16 protein-coding genes are annotated in these 13,173 nt (G+C 65.8%); 6 read left to right on the forward strand and 10 right to left on the reverse strand.

Annotated features, from left to right (window positions below):
* The first annotated feature begins 7 nt into the window (after window positions 1–7).
* A complete protein-coding gene (locus tag DNK89_RS17640) occupies window positions 8–220 on the forward strand; it encodes a DUF3820 family protein (protein WP_015014757.1) in 213 nt (70 codons plus the stop codon).
* Here DNK89_RS17640 and DNK89_RS17645 read toward each other — a convergent pair.
* Window positions 175–1,299 carry a branched-chain amino acid ABC transporter permease gene (locus DNK89_RS17645; RefSeq protein WP_110961157.1) on the reverse strand — a complete coding sequence of 375 codons (1,125 nt, stop codon included), beginning with the start codon at window positions 1,297–1,299 and terminating at the stop codon, window positions 175–177. The two genes, DNK89_RS17640 and DNK89_RS17645, sit on opposite strands and share 46 nt — an antisense overlap.
* Window positions 1,274–1,855: a GNAT family N-acetyltransferase gene (locus tag DNK89_RS17650; RefSeq protein ID WP_110961158.1), complete on the reverse strand. Its 582-nt coding sequence runs from the start codon at window positions 1,853–1,855 to the stop codon at window positions 1,274–1,276. Before DNK89_RS17650 ends, DNK89_RS17645 begins: the two co-directional genes overlap by 26 nt.
* A gap of 132 nt (window positions 1,856–1,987) precedes the next feature.
* Here DNK89_RS17650 and DNK89_RS17655 point away from each other — a divergent pair, with 132 nt between their 5' ends.
* A complete protein-coding gene (locus tag DNK89_RS17655) occupies window positions 1,988–2,881 on the forward strand; it encodes a LysR family transcriptional regulator (RefSeq protein ID WP_110961159.1) in 894 nt (297 codons plus the stop codon).
* Between the two features lie 37 nt (window positions 2,882–2,918).
* A complete protein-coding gene (locus tag DNK89_RS24590; protein ID WP_015014756.1) occupies window positions 2,919–3,092 on the forward strand; it encodes a LiaI-LiaF-like domain-containing protein in 174 nt (57 codons plus the stop codon).
* Window positions 3,093–3,136: 44 nt separating this feature from the next.
* Here DNK89_RS24590 and DNK89_RS17660 read toward each other — a convergent pair whose 3' ends face one another.
* Both DNK89_RS17660 and ytfE read right to left on the reverse strand, forming a co-directional pair.
* A complete protein-coding gene (locus DNK89_RS17660) occupies window positions 3,137–3,613 on the reverse strand; it encodes a group III truncated hemoglobin (protein ID WP_110961160.1) in 477 nt (158 codons plus the stop codon).
* 17 nt (window positions 3,614–3,630) lie between these two features.
* Entirely contained in the window at window positions 3,631–4,380 is a 750-nt protein-coding gene (gene ytfE, locus DNK89_RS17665; protein ID WP_203422355.1) for an iron-sulfur cluster repair protein YtfE, read from the reverse strand.
* A 90-nt stretch (window positions 4,381–4,470) separates the two neighbouring features.
* Between ytfE and DNK89_RS17670 the strand changes: the two genes are divergently transcribed.
* Window positions 4,471–4,989, forward strand: coding sequence for an Rrf2 family transcriptional regulator (locus DNK89_RS17670; RefSeq protein ID WP_110961328.1), 519 nt, complete (start codon window positions 4,471–4,473; stop codon window positions 4,987–4,989).
* A 92-nt stretch (window positions 4,990–5,081) separates the two neighbouring features.
* On the opposite strand, the gene serB is transcribed toward DNK89_RS17670, so the two are convergent.
* The 6 genes from serB to mfd form a co-directional block, all read right to left on the reverse strand.
* On the reverse strand, window positions 5,082–5,795 hold the full coding sequence (gene serB, locus DNK89_RS17675) for a phosphoserine phosphatase SerB (RefSeq protein ID WP_110961161.1): 714 nt from the start codon (window positions 5,793–5,795) through the stop codon (window positions 5,082–5,084).
* Between the two features lie 115 nt (window positions 5,796–5,910).
* Window positions 5,911–6,099, reverse strand: a complete 189-nt coding sequence (locus DNK89_RS17680; protein WP_015014751.1) for a DUF3149 domain-containing protein — start codon at window positions 6,097–6,099, stop codon at window positions 5,911–5,913.
* A gap of 101 nt (window positions 6,100–6,200) precedes the next feature.
* Window positions 6,201–6,998, reverse strand: a complete 798-nt coding sequence (map, locus tag DNK89_RS17685) for a type I methionyl aminopeptidase (protein WP_110961162.1) — start codon at window positions 6,996–6,998, stop codon at window positions 6,201–6,203.
* Window positions 6,995–7,249, reverse strand: a complete 255-nt coding sequence (locus tag DNK89_RS17690) for a ParD-like family protein (protein ID WP_015014749.1) — start codon at window positions 7,247–7,249, stop codon at window positions 6,995–6,997. The genes map and DNK89_RS17690 overlap by 4 nt, the downstream gene beginning before the upstream one ends.
* Window positions 7,250–7,346: 97 nt before the next feature.
* Window positions 7,347–8,009, reverse strand: a complete 663-nt coding sequence (locus DNK89_RS17695; protein ID WP_110961163.1) for a hypothetical protein — start codon at window positions 8,007–8,009, stop codon at window positions 7,347–7,349.
* Window positions 8,010–8,081: 72 nt separating this feature from the next.
* Window positions 8,082–11,546, reverse strand: coding sequence for a transcription-repair coupling factor (gene mfd / locus DNK89_RS17700; protein WP_110961164.1), 3,465 nt, complete (start codon window positions 11,544–11,546; stop codon window positions 8,082–8,084).
* 97 nt (window positions 11,547–11,643) lie between these two features.
* Between mfd and DNK89_RS17705 the strand changes: the two genes are divergently transcribed.
* Together DNK89_RS17705 and ispF are read left to right on the forward strand one after the other, a co-directional pair.
* Window positions 11,644–12,558, forward strand: coding sequence for a 2-C-methyl-D-erythritol 4-phosphate cytidylyltransferase (locus tag DNK89_RS17705; protein WP_110961165.1), 915 nt, complete (start codon window positions 11,644–11,646; stop codon window positions 12,556–12,558).
* 121 nt (window positions 12,559–12,679) lie between these two features.
* Window positions 12,680–13,159 carry a 2-C-methyl-D-erythritol 2,4-cyclodiphosphate synthase gene (gene ispF, locus DNK89_RS17710; protein ID WP_110961166.1) on the forward strand — a complete coding sequence of 160 codons (480 nt, stop codon included), beginning with the start codon at window positions 12,680–12,682 and terminating at the stop codon, window positions 13,157–13,159.
* Window positions 13,160–13,173 lie beyond the last annotated feature (14 nt).

Raw genomic sequence — 13,173 nt, forward strand, 5'->3', positions numbered from 1 at the left:
CAGGGCAATGGACGCAGAGAAACTGCAGCGCCTGGTCACCACCGAGATGCCGTACGGCAAGCACAAAGGCACCCTGCTGGCCGACCTGCCGGGCAATTACCTCAACTGGTTTGCGCGCGAAGGGTTTCCCAAGGGCGAGCTGGGCCAGTTGCTGGCGCTGATGCACGAGATCGATCACAACGGGCTGTCGGACCTGCTGCGGCCCTTGCGTGGGCGTTGATTCTTCCCCAGTGCCTGCGCCGCATCGGGCGCTGGCCACAGGCCGCTGGAGCGCCACAGCATGGTGATGATCATGGCCAAGGCAATCAGCAGCGGGCGCATCACGCCCGCATCCAGCAGCCCGTGTGTTGCAGTCTGCAGGGGGCCCACCACATAGCGCAGCAGCTCTGGCAGCGCTGCGAGCAGCACGGATCCCAGGACCACCCCGGGGATATGCCCCATGCCGCCAAACACCACCATCGCGACGATGAGCACGGACTCCTGCAGGCTGAAGGCCTCGGGGGACACAAAGCCCTGAAAAGCCGCAAACATGGCGCCAGTCACTCCGCCAAAGCTGGCGCCCACGCCGAAGGCCAGCAGCTTGAGGTTGCGGGTATTGATGCCCATGGACCGCGCTGCGGTTTCGTCGTCGCGGATAGCCATCCATGCGCGGCCGATGCGGGAGTGCTGAAGGCGCTGGCAGACAATGATGGTGAGCGTCACGAGCGCCAGGAACAGGTAGTAGTACAGCGTGACCGACGCCACCTCATGGCCCGCCACCACCAAGGGGCGGCCCAGGTCCACCCCCAGGACGTGCACCGGGTCAATCAAGCCCAGACCCTGGGCGCCCTGGGTGATGTTGACGGGGTGGCTCATGTTGATGACCAGCAGGCGCACGATTTCGCCAAAACCCAAGGTGACCACAGCCAGGTAGTCCCCCCGCAGCTTGAGGGTAGGGGCTCCCAGCAGCATGCCGAGGAGGGCCGCGCACGCAGCGCCCAGCGGGATGGTCACCCACCATGGGGCGTGCAACCCCTCAGGGAACAGCGCAGCGATCCATGCAAAGTGATCGGTGAGGTGGGGTGAGGTCAGCAGGGCAAACAGGTAGGCCCCCAGTGCGTAGAAGGCCACATACCCCAGGTCCAGCAGGCCCGCATAACCCACCACCACATTCAGGCCCAGTGCCAGCATCACATACAGCAGGCTGATGTCGGCAACGCGCACCCAGTGGTGGCCGAAGGGTTGCAGTACCAGGGGCAGCAGGAGCACTGCGAGGACCAGGCCTGCTTGCGTGCTACGCCGTTCGAAGATCGTGCTCATGGGTGGTGCCGTGGCTGGGGCGGTGGATGGATCGCTGCATGAAGCGCCAGTGGCTGTGCAGTGCCAGCGGCACCTCGGTGCCTTCGTAGGCCGCGCAGTCGGTGTAGCCGTGGGCTTCGTACAGGCGATGTGCTGCCTGCATGAAAAGGGCGGTGTCCAGGCACATGCGGGTGTAGCCCGCCTGACAGGCATCTGCGTACAGCTTGCGCAGGGCCGACGAGCCGAGATGCAGCCCCCGGTAGGCGGGGCGCACGTACAGGCGCTTGACTTCAACGGTGCCTGCGCCCAAGGGCCGCAGCCCACACATGCCTGCGGCTTCGCCATCCACCGCGATCAGGTAGTACACGCTGCTTGGCAGGTTGTCGGTCTGGGACGCCTTCAATCCGGGCAGGTCCTCCAATGGCAGCGACAAGCCATCACGCGGGTCGAGGGCTGGAAAGCACCGGGCTATTTCGCCGTGCACCCAGCGCAGATATTCAGCCTGCAAACCCATCAGCGACTTTCGGATTTCGCATGCACTGGCGGAGTCGGCGCGAAGGAATGACGGGTTCGGCATGGCGTCGATGTGTGGAAATACAAGAAGGTTAGACTGGATCGAATCAGCCAAAAAGGGGCTTTCATTCCTTTTATTGCGGAATAAATAGATGGAATCAGCCGTACTCACGTACTCAACCGGAGAAGAACGCAGATGGACAAGCTCAGTGGCATGTTGGCCTTCGTGAAAACGGCAGAGCTGGGCAGCTTTGTGGCCGCCGGACGGGCGCTGGAGATATCGGCGTCCGCCGTGGGCAAGGGCGTGGCGCGGCTGGAGCAGGAGGTGGGTGTGCGCCTATTGCAGCGCAGCACCCGGCGCATCCAGCTCACGGCAGAGGGGCGCCTGTTCCATGAGCGCTGCCGACGCGTGCTGGACGACCTGGATGACGCGCAGGCCATGTTGTCGCTCTCGCGGGAGACGCCAAGGGGAAAGTTGCGGGTGAGTGCGCCCATCGTGGGTTATCACTTCCTGATCCCGTTGGTGCAGGAGTTTCTGGCGCTCTACCCCGAGGTGGAGCTGGACATCACGTTCAGCGACCGTGCGATCGACCTGATCGACGAAGGCATTGATGTGGCGATTCGCAGTGGCGACCTGCGCGATTCACGCCTGGTGTCGCGGCCCTTGCAGACCTTTCGGCTGCTGCTGTGTGCTGCGCCCAGCTACCTGGAGCGCCATGGCACTCCGGCTGAACTGCGTGAGCTGGCGCAGCACGCGTGCGTGCGCTTTCGCCACCCGGATTCCGGCAAGCTGCTTGACTGGCCGTGGCGTGAGGACCTGGCCGGTGACGAGCCACGCCTTCGCACGGTGCTGGCCTGCAACAACATCGAAGCCGTTCTGGGGGCTACCCTGCGGGGGATCGGTATTGCCTGCATGCCCGACTTTCTGGTGCGCGATGCCCTGGCAGAGGGGCGGCTGGTGAGCGTGCTGGAGCCGCATCTGGGCCCGGCCCGCCAGTTCCGGGCGCTGTGGCCCTCCAGCCGCCATCTGTCGCCCAAGGTGCGCGTGTGGGTGGATCACCTGGGCGCGCAGTTGTCCAGCCCGCCATAATCGCGGCCATACCAACAACCACACCGAGGGAATGCACATGAAGGGCAATATCGCTGCGATCGTTCTGGTCGTACTGGGCGTGTTTTTTCTGCTGACCAACCTGGGACTGATCAGCATCAGCCTGCGCGAGCTGCTGCGCGTGTGGTGGCCGGTGGCGCTGATTGCGGTGGGCGTAGCGCTGTTCTTCACGCCGGGCAACAAGAGCAAATAATCCGGGGAGGGCGCGGACCCTGCTGGCGCGCGAGGCGCCAGTCCTCAGCCCTGCTGGGCCCCTTCGCTGCCGCGGGCTTGGGCGCCGTGCCCGCCATGCTCCTCGCGGCGCTGCACAAAACCAGGGTCGTTGCCAAAGTAGCCCCGGAACAGGTTGCGTGCAATCCCATGGGCCGCCACCTGCAAGTCGCGCGCCACCTCGGGCGCAAACAGGCGGCTGGTGTGCTGTTGCCACAGCCCTACCCAAGCCGCAAAGTGGGCAGGGGTGACGCCCTCCAGCGCCATGTGTTTGCCGAAGACATCGCCCTTGAAGCTGCGGGTGCCCAGCGCGACGGTGCTCCAGAAGTCCACCAGCCGCTGCAGATGGGCGTCCCACTGGCCGTGCAGGGCCTTTTCAAACACCGGGCCCAACAGCGGGTCGCGCCGCACATCCCCATAAAAGCCGTGCACCAGCTGCGTGATGCTCTCCACGCTGGGGGCGATCTGGCTGGCGGGCTGTGTGCGGATGGCTTCGTCGGTCATGGCGGCAGTGTGCCCGCTCACTGGCAACTGCAGGCTGACGTGGCACAAGCCTGGGCGGGAGCAGCGCTGGCTTCGAACCGCGGAAACAGCACGTTGTTTTCCAGGTGGATGTGGTTGATGAGGTCGTCGCCCAGCTGGGCAATGCCTGCGTAGAGCGCTCGCCAGGTGTTGCATGCGCCTTGGGGGGGCGTGGCGTCATTCGTCAGCGCGTTGAGCTTGTCCAGCGCTTCGCCATGGTCCACGTGTTCGGCGCGCATCATGCCGATGGGTTGGCCCACAAAGGGGTTGCCGCCGTTCTTGAGCATGGGGAACAGCACCTGTTCTTCCTTGAGCATGTGCGACAGCAGCTCTTCGTGCATGGCCTCCAGGTGGTCGGCCAGGCCGACCGGCACCTGCGGGTGGTCGCGGTGCACAGCCTCCACGCGGCGGGCCATGCGGATCAGCTCAGGCAATTGCTGGCGGTGCACCTCGTGGTAGCGCGCCAGGATGTGGTCGATGAGCGCGCTGGGCGACGCTGCCTCGGGCACGGCGTCGCTGCGCTGCAGGGCCGCCAGTTCGGCCAGCACGGCGTCGGCGTCCAGCCCCTTGTCGGCAGCCGCCTTGGCCAGACTCACCTGGCCGCCGCAGCAAAAGTCCAGCTTGAGGCGCCGAAACACTGCCGTGGCGCCCGGCAACTGCACGGCGATCTGGCCGATCTGCTGCTCGGCGCTCAGTGGCAGCGGGGTGGTGGAGGCTGTGGCGTGCAGGGTGTCGATGCGGGCGTTCATGGTGGTCCTTTAAAGATTCATATAGTGTGAATATTTTAGCGAATAAAATTCAGGCTGTATGCATCTTTTTGATTGATCTGCGGCAAACCCATGCGACTGACCCAATGGACCGACTACACGCTGCGCGTGCTGATGTACTGCGCTGCCACCGAGGGGCGGGCGCAGCCCGTCACCATCACGGAGGTGGCCGAGGGCTACGGCATCTCGCGCAGCCACCTGATGAAGATCGTGCAGCAGCTGTCGGCCCAGGGCCTGCTGGAGACCACGCGCGGGCGGGGCGGTGGCATGCGGCTGATGGTGCCGGCCTCGTCCATCCACATTGGCGCAGTGGTGCGTGCCACCGAGACGGACTTCAACCTGGTGGAGTGTTTTGACCCCGCCTCCAACCAGTGCCGCCTGAGCAGCCACTGTCGGCTGAAAGGGGTGCTGGGCCAGGCCATGCAGGCCTATCTGGCGGTGCTGGATGGCGTGACGCTGGCGGACCTAGTGGCGCCCACGTCACCGCAGGGTGTGGCGCTGCAGGCCACGGTGGCGGCCCCGCGTCCAGGCAGTGCCCGCCGCAAGGCCGTGTTGGTGCCCGGATTGCCCGATGCACCTGGTTTTGAATAAGAACGGCGTGATGCGCTAGTGCTACATGCCTGGATAGCTATCAAATTAATAGTGTCCCGTTGCGCCCTGTAAGTATTGAGGCGCCACGCTGCTCAGCGCAGCACTTCGAGCAGGCGGTCCAGCCCGCCCTGGTTGATGGCCACCTTGGCCTGTGCACGCACGGCGGGCTTGGCGTGGTAGGCCACGGACAGGCCGGCAACGCCCATCATGGGCAGGTCGTTGGCGCCATCGCCCACGGCAATCGCCTGCTGCGGCGAAATGCCCATCAGCGAGGCCACTTCCAGCAGCGTGCGGCGCTTTTCGGCTCCGTCGCAGATGTCGCCCCAGGCCTGGTCCACCATGCGGCCCGTCAGCTGGCCGTTCTGCACTTCCAGCATGTTGGAGCGCGCAAAGTCGATGCCCAGGCCCGCCTTCACGCGGTCGGCAAAGAAGGTGAAGCCGCCCGAGACCAGCAACGTGGTCAGGCCTGCGGCCTTGGCGGCGGTGATCAGCTCTTTGGCGCCGGGATTGAAGCGCAGGCGCTCAGTGAACACCTGCTCCATGTGCTGCACCGTCACGCCCTTGAGCAGGGCCACGCGCTGGCGCAGGCTCTCCTTGTAGTCGGTGATCACGCCCTGCATGGCTGCCTCGGTGATGGCGGCCACCTCGGCCTTGCGGCCGGCGGCATCGGCGATCTCGTCCACGCACTCGATGTTGATGAGGGTGGAGTCCATGTCAAAAGCGATGAGCTTGTAGGCAGACAGGGACAGCGGAGGCTCGATGCCCTGGATGACGAGGCCAGGGGCGAATTCGGTAGCGTGGGTCATGGCAGAAAAAGGGGAACAAGTGCGGGGTAAGAACCCGCAATGGTATCCCTGGCGGGCTGCTGTTCCGGCCGTGCCCGCCGCGCTTCGCGCAAAGGCTCTCGTCAGATCCCTTGCCTCAGCGCGGATGCGGCAGGTTCTGGCTACCGCCTTTGAGCGCCTTGGCGGCCGGATTGGGCTGGGGCGGCTCGTTCATCTTGACCAGGAACATGCGCACAAAAAATGCGGCCATGCAGATCATGAACCCGATGCCGATGATGCTCATCAGGCCGTAGTCGGTAGAAAACAGATCGTTCAGCAGCTTCATGGAGACCCTCCTTGTTGTCGTGGTGTTCACCACTATCCGGCGGTCCATGCGGCGGCTGCTTGTGCTGTGTCAAAGACTGGGGCGTGCGGGCCAGATGCAGGTCAAACCATGGCGGGATAGCGGCCGGTGCCTTCGGGCCAGGGCGTGAGCACTTCAAACCCGTCGGCCGTCACGGCCACCATGTGTTCCCACTGGGCAGAGAGCGAGCGGTCGCGGGTGACTACGGTCCAGCCGTCGGCCAGCTCCTGCGTGTCGCGCTTGCCGGCGTTGATCATGGGCTCGATGGTGAAGACCATGCCTTCCTCCAGCCGCAGGCCCTGGCCGCGCTGCCCGTAGTGCAGCACCTGGGGCTCGTCGTGGTAGATCTGCCCGATGCCGTGGCCGCAGTATTCGCGCACCACGCTGAACCGCTCGCGGTGGGCCACGCTCTGTATGGCATGGCCCACATCGCCCAGCGTGGCGCCGGGACGCACCTGGGCAATGCCCGCGCACATGGCTTCGTAGGTGGTGTCCACCAGTCGGCGCGCCAGCGGGCTGGGCTCGCCCACAAAGTACATGCGGCTGGTGTCACCAAACCAGCCGTCCTTGACGATGGCCACGTCGATGTTGATGATGTCGCCCGACTTGAGCACTTGGCCGGGCGACGGAATGCCGTGGCAGATCACGTGGTTGACCGAGGTGCACACCGTTTTGGGATACCCCAGGTAGCCCACGTTGGCGGGGGTGACCTGCAGTTCGTTCACGATGTAGTCGTGGCAGAGCCGGTCCAGTGCCTCGGTGCTGACGCCGGGCTGCACGTGCGGCGTGATCATGTGCAGCACGCGGGCGGCCAGGCGGCCGGCCTCACGCGCCTGGGCGATTTCTGCGGGGGAGCGCAGGGTGACGCGGGACGACTTCATTGAACGCGCCGCCCGCTGTGGCCCGGCTTGGCGGCCACGGAGGCCGCCACCGTGTCCAGATCGAAGCCCCCGGCCTGTTCGGCGCGGATCAGCAGCTGGCAGATGTCGCTGTGGTCGAGGTTGGGATGCAGCTCGGCCAGCATGCCGATGCGCATCCAGTGTTCTGCCTGTGCGTTGATGGAGCGAGACAGGGCGTTGCTGGCAACGCGCAGGTTCTCGTGCATTTGGTCTGAAATTTTGACAATACCCATGCAGCGAATTGTATGCGAAACATATATGTTTCGTATCGCTTCGTGTCTGCAGTCCCTGTGGTGCGCGTTGGCAACACTGCGCTGATGCCCGCCAGCGCTAGTGCGGCGGCCGCTTCAGATAGAGCTGGTCCGACCAGGTGGCCAGCCACTCGGGCTTGAAGGCCACGAAGATGGCGGCGAGCATGCCCGTCACAAACCCGTCGCCCCAGGCCATGAGCCAGCGGGCCACCAGCGACAGCTCGTTGCCCACACCGGGCAACAGGTGCCCGGTCCATTGCGAGAGCACACCGGCGGCAAACACGCAGGCCACGGTGCCCAAAAACGCGCGGCCCAGCACGTACACAAATGGCTGGGTGCCCACCCAGCGCCGCAGCAGTGCGCCCAGCGCCAGCGCCAGCGTGGCGGGCACCACACCCAGCCAGATGGCGGCGCCCAGCGCGTCGGCCCAGTCCAGGGCGGGTGAAAGCAGGCCTGCAATCGCGCCCACCGCCAGCAGCACGGGGATGGCCAGCGGCCAGCCCAGTATTAGCACCACCAGGCACGCGCCCGACCACTGCAGTTGCAGCGGCATGGCGTGCAGGGTGGGCAGGGCCCACAGCCAGGGCAGAAACACCAGCGTTGCGAGCAACGGCGTCCACAGCGGGGACGCCGCACCGTGGGACTCATGCACCAGCGGCTTGCGGCTGGCCAGCAGTCGCCAGGGCCGCGTGGCCACTGCGGCCGTTAGCGCCACCAGCGCAAGGAGAGACTCCAGCCACATTGTTTGCTTCTCTTTTGATAGCTGTCAGCGCATGATTCACTAGCGCTTGCAGCCTCTTTGGCTTGTAAAACGCTATGCAGCCACCACGGGTTGCCCCAGGCTGCGCAGAATGTCCCGCACCATCTGCGCGCGGTCCTTGGGCTCTTTCAGTTCGCGCTCGATGCGCAGCTTCTCGTTGCCCGCCAGCTTGATGTGCTTGTTCTTCTGAATCAGTTCAATGATGCGCATCGGGTCGATGGGCGGCTGGGGCTTGAAGGTGATGTTGATCACGCCCGGCGCCGCGTCCACCTTCACCACACCATACGGCTGGCTCAGCACACGCAGGCGGTGCACGTCGATCAGTGTCTGCGCCTGCGGCGGCAGCTTGCCAAAGCGGTCCACGATCTCTTCGAGCAGGCCGTCGATCTGGTCGGGCGTCTTGGCCGTGGCGAGCTTTTTGTAGAACGACAGGCGCAGGTGCACGTCGCCGCAGTAGTCGTCGGGCAGCAGGGCGGGGGCGTGCAGGTTGATGTCGGTGGTGACGGACAGGGGCGAGAGCAGGTCGGGCTCCTTGCCCGCCTTGAGCGCCTTGACGGCCTCGTTCAGCATCTCGTTGTAGAGCTGGAAGCCCACTTCGAGCATGTTGCCGCTCTGGTTCTCGCCCAGCACTTCGCCCGCGCCGCGGATCTCCAGGTCGTGCATGGCCAGGTAGAAGCCGCTGCCGAGTTCCTCCATCTGCTGGATCGCTTCAAGCCGCTGCTGCGCCTGCTTGGTGAGGCCTTCCACGTCGGGCACCATCAGGTAGGCGTACGCCTGGTGGTGGCTGCGGCCCACGCGTCCGCGCAGCTGGTGCAGCTGCGCCAGACCGAACTTGTCGGCGCGGCTCATGATGATGGTGTTGGCCGTGGGCACGTCGATGCCGGTTTCGATGATGGTCGAGCACAGCAGGATGTTGAAGCGCTGGGCCACGAAGTCGCGCATCACGCGTTCGAGCTCGCGCTCGGGCATCTGGCCGTGGGCCACGGCAATGCGGGCCTCGGGCAAGATTTCTTCGAGCTTCTGGCGGCGGTTCTCGATGGTCTCCACCTCGTTGTGCAGGAAGTAGACCTGCCCGCCGCGCTTCAATTCGCGCAGCACCGCCTCGCGGATCACGCCCGTGCCCTCGTTGCGCACAAAGGTCTTGATCGCCAGGCGGCGCTGCGGGGCGGTGGCGATGACCGAGAGATCGCGCAGCCCCTCCAGCGCCATGCCCAGCGTGCGCGGGATGGGCGTGGCCGTGAGTGTCAGCACGTCCACCTCGGCGCGCAGGGCCTTCATCTGCTCCTTGTGGCGCACGCCAAAGCGGTGCTCCTCGTCGATGATGAGCAGACCCAGGTTGTGGAACTTGGTGGATTCCGACAGCAGCTTGTGTGTGCCCACCACGATGTCCACCGTGCCGTCGCCAATGCCCTTGATGGCGGCGGTGATCTCCTTGCCCGAACGGAAGCGTGAGACTTCGGCCACCTTCACCGGCCATTTGCTGAAGCGGTCCACCAACGTCTGGTAGTGCTGCTCGGCCAGTAGCGTGGTGGGCGCAAGGAAGGCCACCTGCTTGCCTCCCGTGACGGCCACGAAGGCCGCACGCAGGGCGACCTCGGTCTTGCCAAAGCCCACGTCGCCGCAGACCAGGCGGTCCATGGGGCGGGGACTGATCATGTCCTGAATGACGGCGTGGATGGCCGCGTTCTGGTCGGCCGTTTCTTCAAAGCCAAAGTCGTTGGCAAAGGTCTCGTAGTCCTGCGGGCTGTAGCGGAAGGCGTGGCCTTCGCGCGCAGCGCGGCGGGCGTAGATGTTGAGCAGCTCGGCAGCGCTGTCGCGCACCTGCTCGGCGGCCTTGCGCTTGGCTTTTTCCCACTGGCCGCTGCCCAGCTTGTGCAGCGGCGCCTCGTCGGCGCTCACACCGGTGTATCGGCTGATGAGCTGCAGCTGGCTCACCGGCACATACAGCACGGCCTTGTCGGCGTATTCGAGGTGCAAGAACTCCTGCATGGCGGGCGTGCCGTCGGGGTTCTTGTTGCCCACGTCCATGTTGATCAGGCCCCGGTAGCGGCCAATGCCGTGCTGGCTGTGCACCACGGGGTCGCCCAGGGTCAGCTCGGCCAGGTCCTTGATCAGCGCCTCGACATCGCTCACCTGCTCCTGCTTCTTGCGGCGGCGCGTGGTGGGGCCTGCGGCAAACAGCTCGGTCTCGGTGACGAAGTCGATACCGTCTTCGATCCAGCTGAAGCCCACGGTAAGGCCGGCGGTGGCAATGCCCACCTTCTCGTCGGCGGTGCCCTGGAACTCGGCCAGCGAGTCGAAAGCCGGAGGGTTCACCCCGCTGGCGCGCAGAAAGTCGAGCAGGCTCTCGCGCCGCCCATCGCTCTCAGCCAGCAGCAGCACGCGGTGTTGCGTGTTGCGGATGTGGGCGTGCAGCCGGGCCAGCGGGTCTTCGGCACCACGCACCACCGACAGGTCGCCCAGCTTCTGGAAGTGCGGGTTGTCGGCAATGTCCTCCACGCCGGGGCGGATGGACAGCTGGGCATGCTCCTTGGCGCGCGTGTAGAACTGGTCGGCCGACAGGAACAGCGCCTCGGGTGGTAGCACTGGCCGTTCGGGGTCACCCTGCACCAGGCGGAAGCGGTCCTTGGTGTCCTGCCAGAAGCGCTGGAAGGCGGGTTCCAGGTCGCCGTGCAGCACCACGGTGGCTTCACCACCCAGGTAGTCGAACACGGTGGCCGTATCGTCAAAGAACAGCGGCAGGTAGTACTCGATGCCCGCCGTGGCCACGCCTGCGCCCATGTCTTTATAGATGCGGCTCTTGGTCGGGTCGCCCTCCAGCATTTCGCGCCAGCGGCTGCGGAATTTCGCGCGCGCCTCGTCGTCCATGGGGAATTCGCGGCCGGGCAGCAGGCGCACCTCGGGCACGGGGTACAAGCTGCGCTGGCTGTCGGGGTCAAAGGTGCGGATGCTGTCGATCTCGTCGTCGAACAGATCCACGCGGAAGGGCACGAGCGAGCCCATGGGGAACAGGTCGATCAGCCCGCCGCGCACGGCATATTCGCCAGGGCTCACGACCTGAGATACATGCGAGTAACCGGCCAGCGTGAGCTGGGCCTTGAACTTGGCCTCGTCGAGCTTTTGTTTGACCTTGAAGTGGAAGGTATAGCCCGCCAGGAAGGACGGCGGGGCAAGGCGGTACAGCGCCGTGGTGGCGGGCACCAGCACCACATCGGCCTCACCCTGCGAGATGCGCCACAGCGTGGCCAGCCGCTCGCTGATCAGGTCCTGGTGCGGGCTGAACGTGTCGTAGGGCAGCGTTTCCCAGTCGGGGAACAGCGCGCAGCGCAGGCCGGGCGCAAAAAAGGCCATCTCGTCGATGAGCCGCTGCGCGTCGGTGGCATCGGCCGTGACGATGGCGGTGGTACGGTCGGCGGCCTTGTCGCGTTCGGCCAGGCGGGCCAGCAGCAGGGAGTCGGCACTGCCCACGGGGCGGGGCAGGGCAAAGCGTTTTCCGGGGGAGAGTTTGGGGAGTTCCATGCGGACGGTGTCGTCAGTGGGCCCGCCGCATCCCCAGGGGCGCGAAACACGCACGGGTTGGATCGGGGGCAACGGGAGATTTTAGAATGAGCGCTCCATGACTGCTTCCCTTCTGCACCCCTCGCTCACCCCCTTGTCGGCCCAAGGGCGTTTTTGGGCGCTGGTGCCCTGCGCAGGGGTGGGGTCACGGGCTGTGCCGGCAGGTGCAGGCAGCCCCCCTCCAGCACAGCTCGTGCAGGCATCGACCGTGGCGGCGTTCTCGCCTGCCGCAGCGCTGTCTGCCAGCGCTCCTGCGGCGGCGGGCCCGCTGCCCAAGCAATATCACCTGGTGGCAGGCCATCCGATGGTGCTGCACACACTGGCTGCCTTTGCCGGTGTCGGGCGCCTGCTGGGCACGCTGGTGGCTGTGGCACCGGGAGATCGCTTTCTGGATGCCCATGCCCACCCCGCATTTTTTGTGGTCGAGTGTGGTGGCCCCACGCGTGCCGACACGGTGCTGGGCGGCCTCAAGGCGTTGCTGGAGCGCGGCGCGCAGCCTGGCGACTGGGTGCTGGTGCATGACGCTGCGCGCTGCCTGGTGACCTCGGAGCAGATCGATGCGCTAATCGACCAGTGCGCGGGCGACAGTGTGGGCGGGCTGCTGGCGCACAAGCTGGCCGACACGCTCAAGACCTCCATCGACGGCCCGGGCGGTGTGCGCGTGGCTTCTACTGTGGACCGCAGCGACAAGTGGCTGGCGCAGACGCCCCAGATGTTCCGCATCGGCCCGCTGATGGAGGCGATTGATAAGGTGGGCTCCAACGTGACCGATGAAGCCAGCGCCATGGAGGCGATGGGGTTTCACCCCCGGCTGGTGCCCGGCGGGGCACAGAATTTCAAGGTCACCTACCCGGACGACTTTGCGCTGGCGGCTGCCGTGCTGGCCCAGCGGGCGCACGGCACCACGCTGGAGCGTTTTGGGGGCGAGCGGGGGCAGGTGAACACGGCCCCCGGCAAGAAGAATCTTTTTTAAAGCCCATCGCACAAGGGCTGCTGGCATCACCGGTCTGCTGCCAACGTTGCGCGGCTTGGGAGTCTGACGGACTGCACCGGCGACCCAACACTCAAACAATCACAAAGACAAAGGCAAGCAGATGAATTTCAGGATTGGAGAAGGCTGGGATGTGCATGCCTTGGTGCCCGGCCGCCGGTTGGTGATTGGCGGGGTGGAGATTGCCCACCCCACGGGCCTGCTGGGCCACTCGGACGCCGACGTGCTGCTGCACGCCATCACCGATGCCTTGCTGGGGGCCGCAGCGTTGGGGGACATTGGCAGTCACTTTCCCGACACCGACGCTGCGTTTCGCGGCGCCGACTCCGGCGTGCTGCTGGCCGAGGCGGCACGGCGGGTGCGCGCCGTGGGCTTTGAGATCGGCAACATCGACAGCACGGTCGTCGCCCAGGCCCCGCGCCTGGCGGCGCACATCCCCGGCATGCGGGCCGCGATCGCCCGGGCGTTGGGCGTGGCCGAGGGCCAGGTCAATGTGAAGGCCAAGACGGCCGAGCGCCTGGGCCCGGTGGGGCAGGGCTTGGCCATGGAGGCACGGGCCATCGCGCTGGTGTACCGGGCATAACCCCGCCTTTTGCC

The organism is Acidovorax sp. ST3, from assembly GCF_003231145.1.
Taxonomy (GTDB): Bacteria; Pseudomonadota; Gammaproteobacteria; order Burkholderiales; family Burkholderiaceae_C; genus Acidovorax.

Coding starts and splice junctions, on each gene's coding strand:
- mfd (WP_110961164.1), bottom strand. CDS start 11,546: ATGGAACTCCCCAAACTCTCCCCCGGAAAACGCTTTGCCCTGCCCCGC.
- DNK89_RS24590 (WP_015014756.1), top strand. CDS start 2,919: ATGAAGGGCAATATCGCTGCGATCGTTCTGGTCGTACTGGGCGTGTTT.
- DNK89_RS17640 (WP_015014757.1), top strand. CDS start 8: ATGGACGCAGAGAAACTGCAGCGCCTGGTCACCACCGAGATGCCGTAC.
- DNK89_RS17645 (WP_110961157.1), bottom strand. CDS start 1,299: ATGAGCACGATCTTCGAACGGCGTAGCACGCAAGCAGGCCTGGTCCTC.
- DNK89_RS17655 (WP_110961159.1), top strand. CDS start 1,988: ATGGACAAGCTCAGTGGCATGTTGGCCTTCGTGAAAACGGCAGAGCTG.
- DNK89_RS17690 (WP_015014749.1), bottom strand. CDS start 7,249: ATGGGTATTGTCAAAATTTCAGACCAAATGCACGAGAACCTGCGCGTT.
- DNK89_RS17650 (WP_110961158.1), bottom strand. CDS start 1,855: ATGCCGAACCCGTCATTCCTTCGCGCCGACTCCGCCAGTGCATGCGAA.
- ispF (WP_110961166.1), top strand. CDS start 12,680: ATGAATTTCAGGATTGGAGAAGGCTGGGATGTGCATGCCTTGGTGCCC.
- map (WP_110961162.1), bottom strand. CDS start 6,998: ATGAAGTCGTCCCGCGTCACCCTGCGCTCCCCCGCAGAAATCGCCCAG.
- DNK89_RS17680 (WP_015014751.1), bottom strand. CDS start 6,099: ATGAAGCTGCTGAACGATCTGTTTTCTACCGACTACGGCCTGATGAGC.
- ytfE (WP_203422355.1), bottom strand. CDS start 4,380: ATGAACGCCCGCATCGACACCCTGCACGCCACAGCCTCCACCACCCCG.
- DNK89_RS17660 (WP_110961160.1), bottom strand. CDS start 3,613: ATGACCGACGAAGCCATCCGCACACAGCCCGCCAGCCAGATCGCCCCC.
- DNK89_RS17695 (WP_110961163.1), bottom strand. CDS start 8,009: ATGTGGCTGGAGTCTCTCCTTGCGCTGGTGGCGCTAACGGCCGCAGTG.
- DNK89_RS17705 (WP_110961165.1), top strand. CDS start 11,644: ATGACTGCTTCCCTTCTGCACCCCTCGCTCACCCCCTTGTCGGCCCAA.
- DNK89_RS17670 (WP_110961328.1), top strand. CDS start 4,471: ATGCGACTGACCCAATGGACCGACTACACGCTGCGCGTGCTGATGTAC.
- serB (WP_110961161.1), bottom strand. CDS start 5,795: ATGACCCACGCTACCGAATTCGCCCCTGGCCTCGTCATCCAGGGCATC.